Origin of the sequence: Pedobacter ginsengiterrae (assembly GCF_039537385.1) — a bacterium.
GTDB classification, from domain to species: domain Bacteria; phylum Bacteroidota; class Bacteroidia; order Sphingobacteriales; family Sphingobacteriaceae; genus Pedobacter; species Pedobacter ginsengiterrae.
This window is the reverse complement of the sequence record NZ_BAABAK010000003.1, coordinates 386,683-402,702: the sequence shown is the minus strand read 5'-3', so window position 1 is coordinate 402,702 and position 16,020 is coordinate 386,683. Positions and strand designations below refer to the sequence as shown.

At 36.1% G+C, this 16,020-nt stretch carries 12 protein-coding genes; 1 reads left to right on the top strand and 11 read right to left on the bottom strand.

Translation table 11 applies throughout. The annotated features are described in order from the left end of the window. Window positions 1–74: 74 nt before the first annotated feature. From ABD692_RS03905 to ABD692_RS03855, 11 genes are all read right to left on the bottom strand, one after another. Window positions 75–881 carry a glycosyltransferase family 2 protein gene (locus tag ABD692_RS03905; RefSeq protein ID WP_344765090.1) on the bottom strand — a complete coding sequence of 269 codons (807 nt, stop codon included), beginning with the start codon at window positions 879–881 and terminating at the stop codon, window positions 75–77. Continuing rightward, the gene (locus ABD692_RS03900; protein WP_344765088.1) at window positions 878–1,594 is read right to left on the bottom strand and encodes a class I SAM-dependent methyltransferase; all 717 of its coding nucleotides are present in this window, start codon (window positions 1,592–1,594) and stop codon (window positions 878–880) included. The genes ABD692_RS03905 and ABD692_RS03900 overlap by 4 nt, the downstream gene beginning before the upstream one ends. After that, window positions 1,591–2,859, bottom strand: coding sequence for an ABC transporter ATP-binding protein (locus ABD692_RS03895; RefSeq protein WP_344765086.1), 1,269 nt, complete (start codon window positions 2,857–2,859; stop codon window positions 1,591–1,593). Before ABD692_RS03895 ends, ABD692_RS03900 begins: the two co-directional genes overlap by 4 nt. Window positions 2,860–3,019: 160 nt before the next feature. Beyond that, entirely contained in the window at window positions 3,020–3,184 is a 165-nt protein-coding gene (locus ABD692_RS03890; protein WP_344765412.1) for a four helix bundle protein, read from the bottom strand. 201 nt (window positions 3,185–3,385) lie between these two features. Next, window positions 3,386–4,243, bottom strand: a complete 858-nt coding sequence (locus ABD692_RS03885) for an ABC transporter permease (protein ID WP_344765084.1) — start codon at window positions 4,241–4,243, stop codon at window positions 3,386–3,388. Beyond that, on the bottom strand, window positions 4,233–4,367 hold the full coding sequence (locus ABD692_RS03880; protein WP_344765082.1) for a hypothetical protein: 135 nt from the start codon (window positions 4,365–4,367) through the stop codon (window positions 4,233–4,235). The genes ABD692_RS03885 and ABD692_RS03880 overlap by 11 nt, the downstream gene beginning before the upstream one ends. A 487-nt stretch (window positions 4,368–4,854) precedes the next feature. Further along, window positions 4,855–5,976: a glycosyltransferase family 4 protein gene (locus ABD692_RS03875; protein ID WP_344765080.1), complete on the bottom strand. Its 1,122-nt coding sequence runs from the start codon at window positions 5,974–5,976 to the stop codon at window positions 4,855–4,857. Window positions 5,977–6,212: 236 nt separating this feature from the next. Next, window positions 6,213–8,012, bottom strand: a complete 1,800-nt coding sequence (gene asnB / locus ABD692_RS03870) for an asparagine synthase (glutamine-hydrolyzing) (RefSeq protein ID WP_344765078.1) — start codon at window positions 8,010–8,012, stop codon at window positions 6,213–6,215. Window positions 8,013–8,478: 466 nt separating this feature from the next. Beyond that, on the bottom strand, window positions 8,479–8,979 hold the full coding sequence (locus ABD692_RS03865; protein ID WP_344765076.1) for a UpxY family transcription antiterminator: 501 nt from the start codon (window positions 8,977–8,979) through the stop codon (window positions 8,479–8,481). A gap of 502 nt (window positions 8,980–9,481) precedes the next feature. Beyond that, window positions 9,482–11,881 carry a GumC family protein gene (locus tag ABD692_RS03860; RefSeq protein ID WP_344765074.1) on the bottom strand — a complete coding sequence of 800 codons (2,400 nt, stop codon included), beginning with the start codon at window positions 11,879–11,881 and terminating at the stop codon, window positions 9,482–9,484. A gap of 301 nt (window positions 11,882–12,182) precedes the next feature. Beyond that, the gene (locus tag ABD692_RS03855; protein ID WP_344765072.1) at window positions 12,183–12,998 is read right to left on the bottom strand and encodes a polysaccharide biosynthesis/export family protein; all 816 of its coding nucleotides are present in this window, start codon (window positions 12,996–12,998) and stop codon (window positions 12,183–12,185) included. 1,116 nt (window positions 12,999–14,114) lie between these two features. Between ABD692_RS03855 and ABD692_RS03850 the strand changes: the two genes are divergently transcribed. After that, window positions 14,115–14,513 carry a hypothetical protein gene (locus ABD692_RS03850; protein WP_344765070.1) on the top strand — a complete coding sequence of 133 codons (399 nt, stop codon included), beginning with the start codon at window positions 14,115–14,117 and terminating at the stop codon, window positions 14,511–14,513. Window positions 14,514–16,020 lie beyond the last annotated feature (1,507 nt).

The window sequence follows — 16,020 nt, the reverse complement described above, 5'->3', positions numbered from 1 at the left end:
CGATAACTTTACTCTAACTCTTAGAATTCCTTTTGAAAAATTAATTCTTCCCTTTTTTGACCTTAAAGTATTCACTATTTATAATAATTGAAAATGTTAAGCGATCTATATAAATACTTAAATATACTTCTGAAAGGATGTTGAATGTCATTTGAGTACATTTTAGACTTTGAATAATGGGACGCCAATTCACTAAGTATTTGATTTCCACGTTTACTCATTAGATAATTTATTGTAGCATTATTTTTATCCTCTGAATTTATTTGTGTAATCATCGAATCACTTAATATTCTATATTCATAAAGTTCTTCGTCGATAAAATGAAATTTGAAACCATTGAAGTAGCTATTTAACCAGAAATCCCAATCCTCTACTCCTTGATATGGCATTTTATCATCATAACCTTTATTCTTAAGCCAGACATTTTTTCTAAATACGGCACAGGCATCAATATAATTATGGAAAATTAAGTCGGATCCATTAAATTCTATAGGTTTGAATTTTCTATCGATTGTTACTTCGCCAAAGAAACTTGGTTTTGCATAAACAATATCGTAACTATTTGTATCTAAAAGCTGTATAGCTTTTTTAATATAATCGGCTTTAATTTTATTATCTGCATCTAGAGGCAAAATGTATTTACCTCTCGCTTTTGCTATACCTACATTCCTTGCGGTAGCTAGACCAGCATTTTTTTGCTGAATTATCTGATAATTAAGAACTTTGAGCTCCTCCATTTTATTAATAGTATAAAGGTCTGTGGAGCCATCATCTACAATGATAATTTCAACTGGTTGGTCTTGATAAGTTAAAACACTATCAATGGCCTCTTGTATGTATTGACCATGATTATAACATGGAATGACAACTGTTAGCATCATTGTGTTTTTTTTGCCACAACAACATAATTCATCGTATTAGAATTGTCATTGATCTCATCATCAATTTTCTGAAAAAAAGTATTAACTCCTTTAATCCCTCCAAATAATTGAAAAGATTTACGTAAGAATATTCCTTTTAATCCTTTGATATTATAAACGCTTGGCAATAATGCATGTAAAAATGCTTGTCCAGCTACAGACCATTTACCTCCGTTTGATTTTATTTCTACAATCTCAAAGCCAGCTTTTTCTAAAATGTATTTAAAGCCATGTTTGGTAAATCTAAAGAAGTCATAAGGTTCTTCATGTAACGGCCAGTACATTGGGCCGCTAACAATAAAAATTCCATTTGGCTTCAATAATCTATAAGCTTCATTTACTAAGCCCTGATGATCTTCCACATGCTCTATTGTTTGGGTTGAAATTACTGTTTCAAATAAACTGTTTTCTAAAGGAATTTTATTCGCAGGGCATAAATAATCAACTTTGTTATCACTAGATTGAATAATATCAACGCCTATATATTTACTAATTTTATGCTGTAATTTATTTTCGTAAGGCTTATTGCCACATCCAATATCTAATAAATTACCTAGAGCATACTTTTCAAATGCATCAAATAAATCTCGATGGTAATACTTATAATGTAAATAATATAAATCATCAATTTTTATATCTGTTGTGTTTAAACGGCCAAGCTTCTCTTCTCTCATATAGTTATTTTCTCCCAAATAAAGTCTTCAGTGTATACACAAGTGTCTTTTTGCCAGCCCCATTCGATGACCTTATTGGGCATAACCACTTCGAATTCACAAATTCTATGGACTTCTTCAAACTTGAATTTACCCTTAGTTTCAGCTAAGTGCATTATTAAATAATAGGTATTAGCGTAAAGCTTACATTTGGGGAGTATACAACGCATTTTGTTAACACCACTTTTTCTCAATAGGGGCAATTCTGTATCAAATAAGTAGGTATAAATTATGGGAATTTCCTTTGAATTGCAAATTTGTAATGATACTGACATGCCTTCTATAACCTCAGGCATGTTGATGTCAATATCTATAATTAGATCTTCTCCATTCATGTGAGTACCATCTTTTTCTGATGTTATAACTTCTACTTTCGTAAAAGATGGGCTGTTAGCATTTGGATCTTTGATATAAATACCAACTTCATTTGTATCTGTTTCTAAATATTTCTGAATAGTAGTTTCTGTCTTGTCGTATAAGTTTAATTCACCATTTTTTAGATAAAGTGATTTGGTTGTGAGTGTTGCTACAGCATCCATATTATGGCTCACAAATAATACGGTTCTACCTTCGCCTTTACTGACATCATCCATCTTGCCCAGGCATTTTTTCTGGAATTCTGCATCACCAACCGCCAATACTTCATCAACAATTAAAATTTCAGATTCTAGGTGTGCTGCCACGGCAAAGGCTAAACGAACATACATGCCAGATGAATATTTTTTAACTGGAGTATCCAAGTATCGCTCAATTCCCGCAAAATCTACAATCTCTTCCAATTTCCGCTGTATTTCTTTTTTGCGCATACCTAAGATTGCACCATTAAGAAAAATGTTTTCTCTGCCGCTCAATTCTGGATGAAATCCTGTTCCAATTTCCAATAAACTTGCAATCCTACCTTTTCCAGAGATCTTGCCTGTAGTAGGCGCAGTTACTTTGCTTAATATTTTTAAGAGCGTACTTTTGCCAGCACCATTCCGCCCAATAATGCCAACCGCATCGCCATGTTCAATTTCAAAATTAATATCCTTTAAACTCCAGACTACGTCGCTTTCGCTTTTTGTATTTTGGTTATTGTTTTCGCCTATTCTTAAAAATGGATCTTCTTTGCCTCGCATGCGGGCATACCAGCGTTCCAAATCACGACTGATCGTGCCTGTGCCGATTTGGCCAAGCAGATAGGCTTTAGAGAGGTTTTCTACTTTTATAGCAATGTTATTCGACAAGTTTGTTTAGGATTTGGCGTTTAATTTATTTAAATGTATTAAGTAAGTTGAGATTTTCTCAATGCACTTATTTTAGTCGTTATAATTTCTATTCTAGTTCTTAATGATAAGTATTCTGATTCAGAAATATAATCTAAGTCTATTGCAGCGACCAGATGATTCATTGTTTCAAGTGTAGTGTGTAGGCCATGTTGGTATAATGTGCTTTGTCCTTGGCGGTTATTTTTCCCGAACCTTCAGCTAAAAAAGCCCCAATACTACTTACCGATCTTTTAATCTGACTTGTTAATCCAAAAGTTTCTTCTTTAGGGAATTTTGAAGCCAGTTGATAAATGTCTTTTCTAAATGCTCTCGAAATTTGTCACACTTCCAGTTTTTTAAATGAATAAATGCATAATCTTTATTTAGTTACTGATGAAATAAATAAAGGATGATTTTTATTAAATATTCTATACCTACCAAAACTAACCTACCCCCAAACCCTAACCTCTAATCCCAAAACCCTAATCCCTTAACTCTTCCTAGCCTACACCGTATCCACAAAATTCCGTTCCACCTTCTTAAAAATCACAATTCCAAATAGGAGCAGGGCAGTAGTAACACCAGTTGCATAACCTAAGCTACCCCAGCTAAAACTTCCTTCACCTAAAAATCCATATCTAAAAGTTTCGATAATAGGGGTCATGGGGTTGTACTCAATAATCCATGCGTACTCTGGATATTTCGTTAGCGCCGTTGAGAGCGGATAGATTACAGTCGTGGCATACATTAATAATTGCACACCGAAACCCACCAAGAATGCTAAATCGCGGTATTTAGTCGTCATGGCGGAGATAATCATTCCTGAACCTAAACCCAACAAGGCCATTAATAAAACTACTAAGGGGAAAAGACAAATGGCCCAACTGATGTTAAAATGAGCACCTGTAAAATAGTAATAAGCCATAAGCATAACAAAAAGCAACATTTGCACACCGAAGCGAACCAGGTTGCTAACTACAATGCTCAGCGGCATAATAAATCGTGGGAAATAAACCTTGCCAAAAATACCAGCATTATCTCTAAATACCGTTGATGTCTTAGTTAAACAATCTGCAAAGTAATTCCAGGCCGTTATGCCTGCCATATAAAAAAGTGGTTTTGGTAAACCATCGGTAGAGATGCCTGCAAGGTTACCAAATATAAAAGTGAAAATTATGGTTGTGAAAAGTGGTTGTATAAAAAACCACAGCGGACCGAGAATGGTTTGCTTGTAAAAAGAAACAAAATCTCTTCTAACCAACAAAACCAATAAATCGCGATAAGCCCAAACCTCATTTAATTTTAAATCAAACAAGGAAGCTTTCGCCTCTATAGTCCAGTTATGTTCTTCTTTATGCTCCATTAATAATTTTCAGTTGTTTGTTATGTGTTGCCTGTTTTTTGTCTTTAATTAACCTAACAGCACCATCTATTTCCACCCAGCTAAGCCTTACCACCTCATCTCCGTTCAGCTTTTCGACCGGCATGGCCTAGATTTCGGGATGCAAAAACTAGCCAAACCAATAACTTCGACAGAAATCTAGCGAGCCAGCAATTTTGTGTTTTCACTAGTTTTTAGTTTTTTTATTTGTGTTCAAGCTTGCTTCGCAGGTCTTTTGTTGTCAAAAGAAAAAAGCCGTCTGGACAAGACAATAAACAACGCTTTGACAGTTTCTGAAATTTTCAATTAAAACATTAGCCAATAAATAATGCACCATCTATCTCCACCCAGCTAAGACTTACCACCTCATCTCCGTTCCGCTTTTCGACCGGCATGGACTAGATTTCGGGATGCAAAAACTAGCCTAACCAATAACTTCAAAAGAAATCTAGCGAGCCGGCAATTTTGTGTTTTCACTAGTTTTTAGTTTTTTTATTTGTGTTCAAGCTTGCTCCGCAGGTCTTTTATTGTCAAAAGAAAAAAGCCCGTCTGGCCAAGACAATAAACAACGCTTTGACAGTTTCAACAATTAATCAATTAACCAACGCAACCCTTACACGCTCCTTATATTTTTCATACACGAATGCCGCCAAACACTTTTGTTGTAAATCTATCTTGTTGTAATTCGAATTCACTTCATCAAGTATGACTGTTTTAAGGGCAGCTTTATCATGTGGATTAACCGACTGTCCCAGTGCTCCATTTAAGATTGCATCTGTACTTCCATCCATATTTCCTGTAACCGAACGACAGCCACAAGCTGCAGCTTCAATGAAACTGATTCCAAAACCTTCACCCTTACTTGGCATTACAAAAACATCAGCCAATAAATAATGGGCTTCTATTTCTTCATCTGGAACAAAACCTGTTAAAATTACTCTTTGCTGCAAATGGTTCTTAGCAATTAAGTTTTTTATTCTTTGCGCTTCATTTAAATCAGCCTTACCGCTAAGTATATAAATGATATGCTCAGGAAGTTCAGCGAGTGCTTCAATAACGTGATCATAGCCTTTATACTGTTCATCAGACGATAATCTACTCAGGGTAAATAGAACCCGATTTTCTTCTTTTAGATGATAACGGTTTATTAATTCCTGAGGTTTTTCGAAAGAAATAGGATTATTGAAAAATGGATCGAGGCAATTGTTTATCACCGTTATTTTGTTTGCCTGTAGTTGATGCACCTCTTCAATTTTTAGAGCAGTGTATTTACTTACCGCAATAATTTCAACCTGCTTTCTAATGAAATTCGTTTTCCACTGGCTCAGCTTTTCCCAAATTTCAATACCGTGGGCGAATAAAATAATTCGCTTTTTGGGCTGAAGCTTTTTAATTAGCCAGCCGAAAATTAAAAGGTTTACGTGACTTAAAATGATAACGTCCGAATGCAGTCCGCTTGTTAATGCTTGAATGGCGAAATTGATTCTTCTTCCGTTAAAACCAATATAGGATTTCTGATCAACGTAGTTTAAGTCAGGGCTTTGATCATACATGCTTAACACCTTATAACCGCTTATTTTTCGTCCAGTTAATAAATCTTGTAAAACTTTAGCAAAACTCCTGCAAACCTTTTCAATCCCTCCTGTTAAACTGAAGGTATATAAAGTAAGAAAGAGAATTTTTTTATTTGAAATCAATTTGTTGTCGGTTTCCATTTAACCAATCAATAATACTCTATCTATTTCCACCCAGCTAAGCCCAACCACTAAATATTGTTCTACTTAAATCCAACCTAACAAATTTTTCGGCTGGCATAAATTTACCATAGCTACTGACTTTAAAAGAAAAGTTTTCAGCTGGTTTTTTTTTGCTTCTTTTTGACATCAAAAAGAAAGACGCCTGTCTGGCCAGGACAATAAACTGCCTTCTAAACCCCTCGACAATTCATCATTCAATTGCCATCAACCACCTGATACAACGCCATCATCTTACTCCAATGCAATTTACCACTTCTAAAATCTTCCGTTAAATTTCTAACCTGCTCATTTTCATGGTTAGAAAGCTTATCCAAAAATTCATGATTATTACTCAACCACTTTTGAAAGGGAAAGGTGAAACCCATTTTTGGGCGATCCCATATTTTTTCAGGCAAAGCCTTTAAAAATGCATCAACCAATAAACCTTTAGGTTTTGCGCCTTTATAAACCAAATCGCTTTTTATTTGATGAACAAGTTTAACCAAATCTTTATCTAAGAAGGGTACACGCACTTCGACACCATGTTGCATACTCATCGCATCTGTATCTTTAAGTAGTTGATTTTGCATATAAAGATTATATTCCAGCCAGCCTGCTTGCTCATCGTTTTTTAATTCAGGATCGATATTGCCAATTTTAGCCGTTTGCAATACGGTATCTACCTGTGTTTTCGAACAGTTTAGTAAAGCTGCAATCTCATCCGGTGTATAAAAACCTCTTAAAAAAAGATATTTTCCAACGGTGTTTTTATAGTTTAAATAATAAGCTCTTTTTAGTGCTGGCCTACTAAAGCGTAAACCTAATTTTAGAATGAAACCAGGCAGCTTACTCAATTTTTCAACCAGCCCCATTCTTTTAAATGAAGGATAGCCTCCGAAAAGTTCATCGGCACCAATGCCTGATAAAACCGCCTTTAACCCATTTTCCTTGGCAAAATAAGTTATAAACCAGGAGTTAATTCCATCGGTTGTAGGCTGGTCCATGGCCGATAAAGCAGCCGGGAATTTATCGTTAAATATCGATTCATTGATTGTATATTCCTGATGATTGCTTTTGATTTGTGTGCTGATTAGATCTTGATAAGGCTTTTCTGAATAGCTAGCATCATCAAAGTTAACAGCTAGGGTTTGTAACGAAGATTGGTTTTTAAGAACACTACTCGCCAAAATGCTGATGATACTGCTATCAATCCCACCACTTAAAAAAGCACCAATGGGAGCATCAGAATATAGATGTTGCATAACCGAGTTTTTCAATGCCTTTTTTACCGCAAGAACAGCTTCGTTATAATCGGTAATTTTTGTTTCTCTCGAAGGATTATAATATCGTTTAATTTCGAAAGTCTGGCTGGCGTGCAGCCAAACTAAATAGCTTCCTTTTGGTAGCATTTCGATATCTGAAAAAGTGGTATAAGGCTCAGGAATATGTCCAAATGCCAGGAAGTAAATTTTCCAGTTTACATTTTCCGTAAAATGATAGTCGGTGTGATTAAACGCTCTAACCTCAGAGGCAAAAACCAGTTGTTGATTAGTGCTGCTATAATAAAGGGGCTTTATGCCTGCCGAATCGCGAACCAAATAGGTGTAGTCTAGCTCAGCATCAAAAAGCGAAAAGGCAAACATACCGTTAAGTTTATCAAAACTTTTTGTTCCCCAGGCGGCGTATGCAGCAAGGATAACTTCTGTATCGCTATTGCTATTAAATTCGTAACCGAGATTTAGTAAAGCCGCTTTTAAGTCGCGATAATTATAAATCTCTCCGTTAAAACTGATCACATATCGGTCCTGATCGTAAAACATAGGCTGATGCCCGGCTTTACTAAGGTCAATAAAAGCTAACCTTTGGTGACCAAAGGCAATTCCTTTAACAGCATTAAAATAGAAACCTTCATCGTCAGGGCCACCGTGAGCCATAACATCGCACATTGCCTTTACTTCAGCCTTCAACTGAACCTCAGTTTTAGTTTTGTCTACAATCCCCGCAATGCGACACATTTTTTATCTCAAAATATGTATTTACAAGAACTTGTGACTAATGAACGAATGAACAAAACACAGCTTCGCCCTTTCAGTCACATTTCTTTTAAAAAAATAACTGATTATTATATTTTTTTAGCTTAACCAGGTTTTCCATCTAGTCAGGCCTGCTTACAAAATCTCCGTTCTACTTTAAACCAGCCTAATAATTTTTTTTGGTTTGCACTATTTAGCCTTCCGACTAACTTTGCAAGAAAAATTTTCAACTGGCAATTTTTGTTTCCTTTTGTTGTCAAAAAGAAAGAAGCCCGTCTGGCTAAGACAATATAAAATCTATATCTTTTTCTACCTGGACACAGCTTCGCCCTTTCAGTCACATTCTTTTAAAAAAGTAAACTCATTATTTAAATTCTCCCCACCTCAAAATAATGGTACTCGTAACAAAAAACCAGTCACCAAAAAACGAACAAACTACTAATCCAATCTACATCTTCTCTACAAAAGCCATCGAAGTATTAATCTCAATGGCAACCCCCATATTCCCTAAACGCAAAATTAAGCGGCGTTTATTATGCAGGGCAACTATTTCAGCAAGCATCCCTTTAAATGGACCTGCCTTAATGATCACCTGCTCACCAGCTTTAATATCATATTCCAATACCTCTAATTCTGCATCAGTAGCAAGTAATAACTTTAAGTTTTCAATTTGCTGTTCAGGCATAGAAGCAATATTCCCTGAGAAATAAAGAAACCTGGCAATGCCATTTGTCATTAAAACTTCAGCATACTCCCTGGCCGAAATATACACAAAGACGTAAGATTTAATTAGAGGTTCTTCAACTATTTTTTTTCGATCACTCCATTGCTTAAGTATCTTTTTAAGAGGTAAATAGCACTTTATGTCCTTTTTGAGCAGTTCGTCGTAAGCTTTTTTTTCTGCTCGAGAACGGGTGCAAACAGGATACCACTTATAATTATTGTCCATTTTTCATTATCGGTTTTCGTTTACCGTAGTTCGATGATCGTCTGGGCAGAGTCGTTGTCATTCTGACCAGTAATAGCTATTGTCAGTCTGAGCGGAATCGAAGGCCATAATTAACAATTCAACAACCAACCAATTCACCAATTTTTGTTATTCGCTATCCGTTTTTCAGTTAGACCAATAACCATGAGCCAAATTTACACTAACCAATCGCCCAACAACCAAAATACCTGACAGTACCTTTTCTTATTTCAATATCTAGCTCTTGCAACCAACTAAGCATAGCTTCTAAATCTCCGTTACACTTAAATCCAGCCTAACAAATTTTTCGGTGAGTAACAACAAGCGTCATTACTGCCTTTAAAAGAAAAATTTTCAGCTGGTGATTTTTGTGTTTCACTAGTTCATATTTTTTGATATGTGTTCAAGCTTTCTTCGCAGGTCTTTTGTTCATGCAAAAGAAAGAGCCTTTCCGCGGCGGCAAGCGGAAGACGTCTTAACCAAATTACTTTTTCTTCCAAAACTGCCACCATCTTCTATTCTCATCATCATAATAACCAGAACCCGAATAACCCGAATAATCAGAATAGTAATAAGTACTGTTTCCGCCACCTCTGCTATAGTCGGTTGTGTAATAATTAGAGTAAAGTGCATCATCACCAAAGGCATTAAGAACAATAGCGAGATTACTCAATCCATATTCCCGCGATAAGCGCTCTGGAATATTAGCGGCCCTTTGCTGTGAAACACCCGAGCGGATTACAAAAAGGTTAACATCCGAAGAGCGAATAAGCGGAATCGCATCAGATACTAAGCCTACAGGGGCTGTATCGACCAAAACATAATCATAGTCTTTTTCCAGTTGCCTTAATAAGGCTTTCATCGCTTCCGTGTGTAATAATTCAGAAGGGTTAGGTGGTACTGGACCTGAAGGAATGAAGTCGATATTATGTACCCCATCGTGTGTTAATACATCTTCCAGTTTCGCCTGACCTGAAAGTAACGAGCTCAAGCCTTTTTTGTTATCATTTCCAAATGCACGGTGGAGTTTCGATTTTCGTAAATCGGCTGCAATTAGAACCACTCTTTTCTCGATTAATGCCAGCGTACTAGCGAGATTAACGGTAACGAATGATTTTCCTTCTCCTGAAATTTCAGAAGTAATACAAATAATTTTACTCGCCTTATGGCTAGCCAGAAAACTAAGGTTCGTTCGAACAGACCGAATAGACTCAGCAAATACTGATTTTGGCTTGGATAAAGAAAGTGCCTGTTTGCTATCCTGATCAATAAAATCAGGGAATTTGCGTATAACGCCAATGATAGGTGTGTGCGTTAAGCCTTCAACCGTTTCTTTATCGTAGATATAAGGATTTAGAAAACGTACCAACAAAATCAAACCAAAACCTGATGCTAAGCCAAGCATTAAAGCGGTGCTGTAAGCTTTATTTGAGTTAGGTGAAATGGCGAAGTAAGAAGGATAAGCTGGATTTACAATAGAAGCGGCGGAAACAACGGCTGCGGCATTCATTTCTGCTTCCAGTTTTTTCTCTGATAAATACGATCTTACCTTATTGTTAACCTCAAAATTAGTTTGCAGCTTTACAAAATTCTGTTCTTTAACAGGAATTGTACTCATGCTACGGGTTACACCAGCAATCTGCTGATCAAGGTAGGCGATGGTTTGTTCGTTTTGTCTCAACATTCCATCAACCGAACTTCTTATACTGGCCTTTACATTGGCAATCTGTTGTTCAATTTGTTTTACAGGCTGAGAATCGCTGTTAAACTGACCTAATTTTATTTCGCGGTTAGCTAAAAGTGTATTAAGCTGGTTAACCAATAGTCCTAAGCCAGAATTTATATCGCCTTCTAAATCCAGGCCAATTTCTACTTTTGATTTATTACTGTTTACCTGCTCTTGTAATTGCTTAATGCCCAGTTGTTTCAGTTTAAGTTCAGTTTTCTGCTTCTCAAAGTCAGAAAGTTTCCCAACCGTCATTGAGGTGGATGAGCTCATGTCAACCAGTTTATTTTGCGTTTTGAAATTCGCTAAACTGCTGCCAGATTTACCCGCTTCTGTGTCAATAAAATTTAATTGATTATCAATGAAGTCTACTGTTTGCTTAGCCGAACGCCTGCGTTGGATGATGTCATATTTAACATATTCCTTCATAATCGCATTCAGGATGTCGGCTGCAAAAACTGCATTTCCATCAGTTTGGCTTAAACTCATCACATTAGTAAAGCGGGCAGCTTCACCAATATATAAACCACCCATAGCCCGACCTATAAAATCTTCTTTGCTGTTAAATTTAAACTGATATTTACTATTTGCAGGGATTTTATCTTTAATGCGGAAGATCATGTTGCCGATGCTAATGCGCTGTCCGTATTGATAAACAGTTTTATGCTTATCGTTTTCGGCTAAATATAAATTGAAATGCTGCTCATCTGCAGCCGTCACTTCGTAAAGCGACCGATCAAAATTAACACTGTCTTGTTTTATAATTTCTATAACAAAGGGCACATTTGGATAAAGCTCTGTAGTACGTACGCGACCTTTTAAATAATAACTGATCTTATAATCCAGGGTTTTTACTGCATTTGAAATTACTTCATTACTGCGGATGGTAAAGCTTTCAGCCTGTATTTTATCGGTATAATTGTAATTTTGAGCGGCCATTTGATTGCCTGTACTCACACTCCGATCACTATCCTCGAGTTTTAAAGATGCACCAGTCTGATAGATCGGTGGCGTGTACCATAAATAGAGCCAGGCAATACAAGATGCAATACCAACTGTAGCAGCAATCCAATACCAGCGACTTAAAAAAACCCTGAAGATTTTATAGAAATCGATACTCTGGCTAATGCCTTTTTTTTCTTGAACAGTTTCAGTCAATGTTTTCTGTTTTTATTAATTATTTCTTATCTGTCAGTCTGAGCTTATCGAAGACCGTGGTATTTAATAGCCAATATCAATTTACAATAATCAATTACGCAATTCATAATCTGTAAGTTTTCCGTTTCTCCTTGTTCGTTATCTTTCTTTCAACAATTAACCAATTATCAAATTTCACTAGTGATTTTGTCATTCTGAGTTTTGTCGAAGCCTCATTTAATTAATAATCAATAAAACAATTTCTCCTAACCACTAACTACTAAACTGCTAAACAACTAACCCACTAACCAACCACAAAAAACTACCTCGTCACGGTAAAGATCAGTACCGCTAAATTGACCACAACAAGCAAGGGTTGTAAAAGATTATTATAACTCTGCAGTTTTTCAGTTGTGGCAGAACTTTTCGTCTGCTGTAAAACAATTATATCGTTATTTTGTAGAACGAGTTTCTTACTGGCTAAACTATTAATATCATTCAGGTTAACATAAATAATCTCGGGATTGGCACGATCACCTCGGATAATTTTTAAGGTTTTCGGGTCTGCAGTTTTGGTAATCCCCCCAGCTTCACCAATAATATCAATCAAGGTAGTATTATCTCTTTCCAATAAGAAATTACCTTGTTTACTAAACTCACCCAGCAGGGTAACTTTTAGGTTCACTACACTTAGTTCAATAATTGGGTCGCGGAGCAATTGTTTCGCATAAAGCTCCTGTATTTTAATCGCAGCTTCACGTCTGCTTAATCCTACAACCCCTACTTTGCCGATAGCAGGCAAATTTACTTGCCCATCTAAATCTACAGGGTAGGAGAGCACACTGTTAATAGCGCCGCTGTTGGAACTGGAAGTACTGCTGTTACTGATCGTCGATGCTGTTGCACCAAATTCTTTATTTTGTACGTTTCGAATAGCCAGCCTGTCGTTTATTTTAATCTTATAAAATGCTTCGCTGATACCCTGATCATTAACAACATAAACCTGCTTAATGGTATCGGTTACGATATCGCTCTTTGCATTGAACAAACTACGTTCTTTACGAGCGGCACAGCCGAACAAGCCAATAGTGATAAATAAAAGAACGAATGATTGTATTAAAGGTTTTTTAAACTTCATAATTCTGAAAGACGATGCCACTATATCCAAACAATGTGTATTTACAAAAATAACTCTTAAATATGCTAAAAAAAATGAATTGTACAAAAAACAAACACTTGATTATATATATCAGCAGGTTTGCTTTTGTGCAGCTGGTCCTTTTAATTACGGTCCCGTGAGTTCATCGGCTTCACTCAATATAAACTAGGTCGAAGGACTATTGCGTAATATCTTTTTTGTTTCCCTCAGCACAGCAGCAGAAGCTGTCGTAGAATTATGGGCTAGAAATACATTTAATTAGTATAATTGTAATAAAGACCGGCAACGGTTTCATCCCCTCGTTCTAATTTCCACATTTATTTATGGCATAAATCCATACGATTGCCATCTGGTCAAAACTAAAAGAAATTTTAGGTGAGTGTGCAGCATATATCTGTTTTTATAGAATAATTTTTGATTGTCCTAAATTTCTATTTTTTTACTGTTTCCTTTCTTATGTTGCTTTTCTGTCGAAGCTCAAAATCCAAGTTACTGTTGTTATATTTACAACGTAAATTATATACAAACTCAACTGTTACTTCGGCTAGTCTTACTCCTTAAAGTCAATGGTTAAGTTGTAGTACAGGTAGGCCTCATATTTACCAAAATGATACACCTTCTGTAAGCGGTACAGCTTGGTTAATAGATCGCCTATATGGAGGTAATTAATATGAGATGGCCTTCCGAAAAGATGCCTACACTCCACTTGTCCTTTTAACAAAATATGGTGTTGCATTTTTGATTTTGAGCAGAAAAAATAGCTTATCTCTAAAGAGATGTAATCTTCGTTTTAACTCGTAATCCTAAGTACTTCGGCTGTGCGCCATATATATTGAGTCGAAGTTATCATCCTGAGCGGAGTCAAAGGATGAATGAGTCTTCGCCTCCGCTTAGACTGAAAAGTCTAGGCTCAAGGAAAATGTTGTTGACTTTAATCAACTTAAAAACAGCTCATTGGTGCGGCGCTATTGGTGATTTAAAATATTATGATTATTAATTTTTGAAGTTTTTTAATTCCCAAGATTATGTTTTTGATTATTATCAAAAAAATTAAATTCTGTCTTTTTAAGAGTACAATTCAGTTTATTATTGTGCATGAAGAACTTTAAGTACTTAATTGGTTTTTTATCTTTTGTGTTTAGCAATTATGCAGTCGCTCAAGGATGTGCGTTAAATTATGGAACACCAAATGAATTGATTTACTATGGAGCCTTACCAACAGGAACCAGGAATTTCGGCACACCTATTGCATATAATGATGCTTCAAATACCGCCTATCCAAATGCTTGTCCAAAGTATGATTATCTGAGCGCTTCAACAAATGGGCAGTCTTGTCGTATTAATGGATCATTAGTTGGTAACTACTATATTCCAGCTTCAAGGCTTATTTTCGTGCCCTGCCCCCTAGATGACTATGTCTCGCATCTCATTTTAGCTTTTGGCAGTTTTGGCCTTATGGTTTTAAGACGAAGAAATCTGCTTAATATCACTTAGATATTTTTACATAAATACCATTTATTATAATTTTATTTTCAATTGAATACATTCTGTAAACTCTTACTCTTCAAACTAATTCCACTCTTTTAAATTGTATCTTTTCGTTTTTTCTCATCAAAAATCATAAAAATTGTATTATGATGTAGCTCATATGGTGTAATTATTACACAGTTCTATATTTTTGTGAATGGAAACTGTCCCATTCCAATTCTAATTATGATTACCAAGTGGTTTAAGATTTTCGTCCTTTTATCTTTAGTATCTATTTCGTCCTTTTTTTCAGTTGAATGTAAAGCTTACATAAGTCCTGCTAATATGCCAAAGCTTAACGGAGCAGATTTTACTTATGGATGCTTAGTTAGTGGTCGATTATATTATAGAACAATAGGGACTAATGTTGTTAGTCTTTATCAGAATGATATGAACAAGATTATTGATTATAGATTTCGGTTTGATCCGAATTACTCAGTCCCTTATACGTGTCAAGCAAAAGGGAGTGCTATCAGAGGAAGATTGCCTGGAAACGGTACGACAGATAATAATGCAAGCTCAACAACTGTGGCAGTTGGCTGTACAATTTACTTGGGAACAGATTATTCGATGTCTATAAATGGCGTTAATAGCAATATTAACGAAACGAATCCATATTCATACGTTCCCTGCCCCCTCGATGATTGCATCTGGCTATTAATTCTACCATTAGGCGCCTTCGGGTTTTATTACATGCGAAAACGGAGCATTCTCGCTCTAAATTAGTGTAGGTTTTAGATATATACGCATACTTATTGATCGAAATGGTCTTCGACAGGTTCAGAATGGCGCTTTAAAAAAATATTTAGTTTCCGGTATGCTTCAAATCGTCTTCAACCGTTTCTCTTCCAGATCAATCTGATATAATTGCTGGCGAATCAGTTTTTCATTGATTTAGGGTCGAGGTTAAGTTCGCTTCAATAAAGTCGTTGAATGTTCAGTATCTCTATGAAAACGGCTTTTGTTTTTTCATTCGTATAGTCGTCATCAGCAGCAACTTTTGTTTTTTCTTCCCAGTGCTGTAAAACCCTTTAACATGCATTCGCCCGCAGGGTCGTTATGGTATTTATTTTGCAAAAAACCTGTAAACATGCTGGCGCAAGCCTTTCTTCAGTGCCCGAAAATCTACTTCTTCGTTTTCTGCTGGATAAAATCAAATAATTTGCCTCTGGTGATGAACTAGGGTAGGGTAAGTCCCTGCACCAGGAGTGTAAGCAAAATGGCTACAGAATTGATGAATATCAGATTTCGGTGCGGGAGGTGCAATCATCACTACATAAGAACTGATCATTTGCGCGCAAATTAAAATGGCTGTTACCAGTACCCTGTAACCAATTGTGGTAGATAGAGATATACCTTCCAAACGCAAACCGCCTACGACCTCGGGAGCTTCTAGGCCCATAATGAGGAACACAATGTCGTTTAGGATGAAAACAAAGCTTTCCCAAACGCTGTAAGTTTTAATGCGGCTAGT

What these genes read in the sequence shown, in the direction of transcription:
- ABD692_RS03905 (WP_344765090.1), bottom strand. Translation starts at nt 881, where the DNA reads ATGATGCTAACAGTTGTCATTCCATGTTATAATCATGGTCAATACATA.
- ABD692_RS03900 (WP_344765088.1), bottom strand. Translation starts at nt 1,594, where the DNA reads ATGAGAGAAGAGAAGCTTGGCCGTTTAAACACAACAGATATAAAAATT.
- ABD692_RS03850 (WP_344765070.1), top strand. Translation starts at nt 14,115, where the DNA reads ATGAAGAACTTTAAGTACTTAATTGGTTTTTTATCTTTTGTGTTTAGC.
- ABD692_RS03865 (WP_344765076.1), bottom strand. Translation starts at nt 8,979, where the DNA reads ATGGACAATAATTATAAGTGGTATCCTGTTTGCACCCGTTCTCGAGCA.
- asnB (WP_344765078.1), bottom strand. Translation starts at nt 8,012, where the DNA reads ATGTGTCGCATTGCGGGGATTGTAGACAAAACTAAAACTGAGGTTCAG.
- ABD692_RS03875 (WP_344765080.1), bottom strand. Translation starts at nt 5,976, where the DNA reads ATGGAAACCGACAACAAATTGATTTCAAATAAAAAAATTCTCTTTCTT.
- ABD692_RS03880 (WP_344765082.1), bottom strand. Translation starts at nt 4,367, where the DNA reads ATGCCGGTCGAAAAGCTGAACGGAGATGAGGTGGTAAGGCTTAGCTGG.
- ABD692_RS03855 (WP_344765072.1), bottom strand. Translation starts at nt 12,998, where the DNA reads ATGAAGTTTAAAAAACCTTTAATACAATCATTCGTTCTTTTATTTATC.
- ABD692_RS03885 (WP_344765084.1), bottom strand. Translation starts at nt 4,243, where the DNA reads ATGGAGCATAAAGAAGAACATAACTGGACTATAGAGGCGAAAGCTTCC.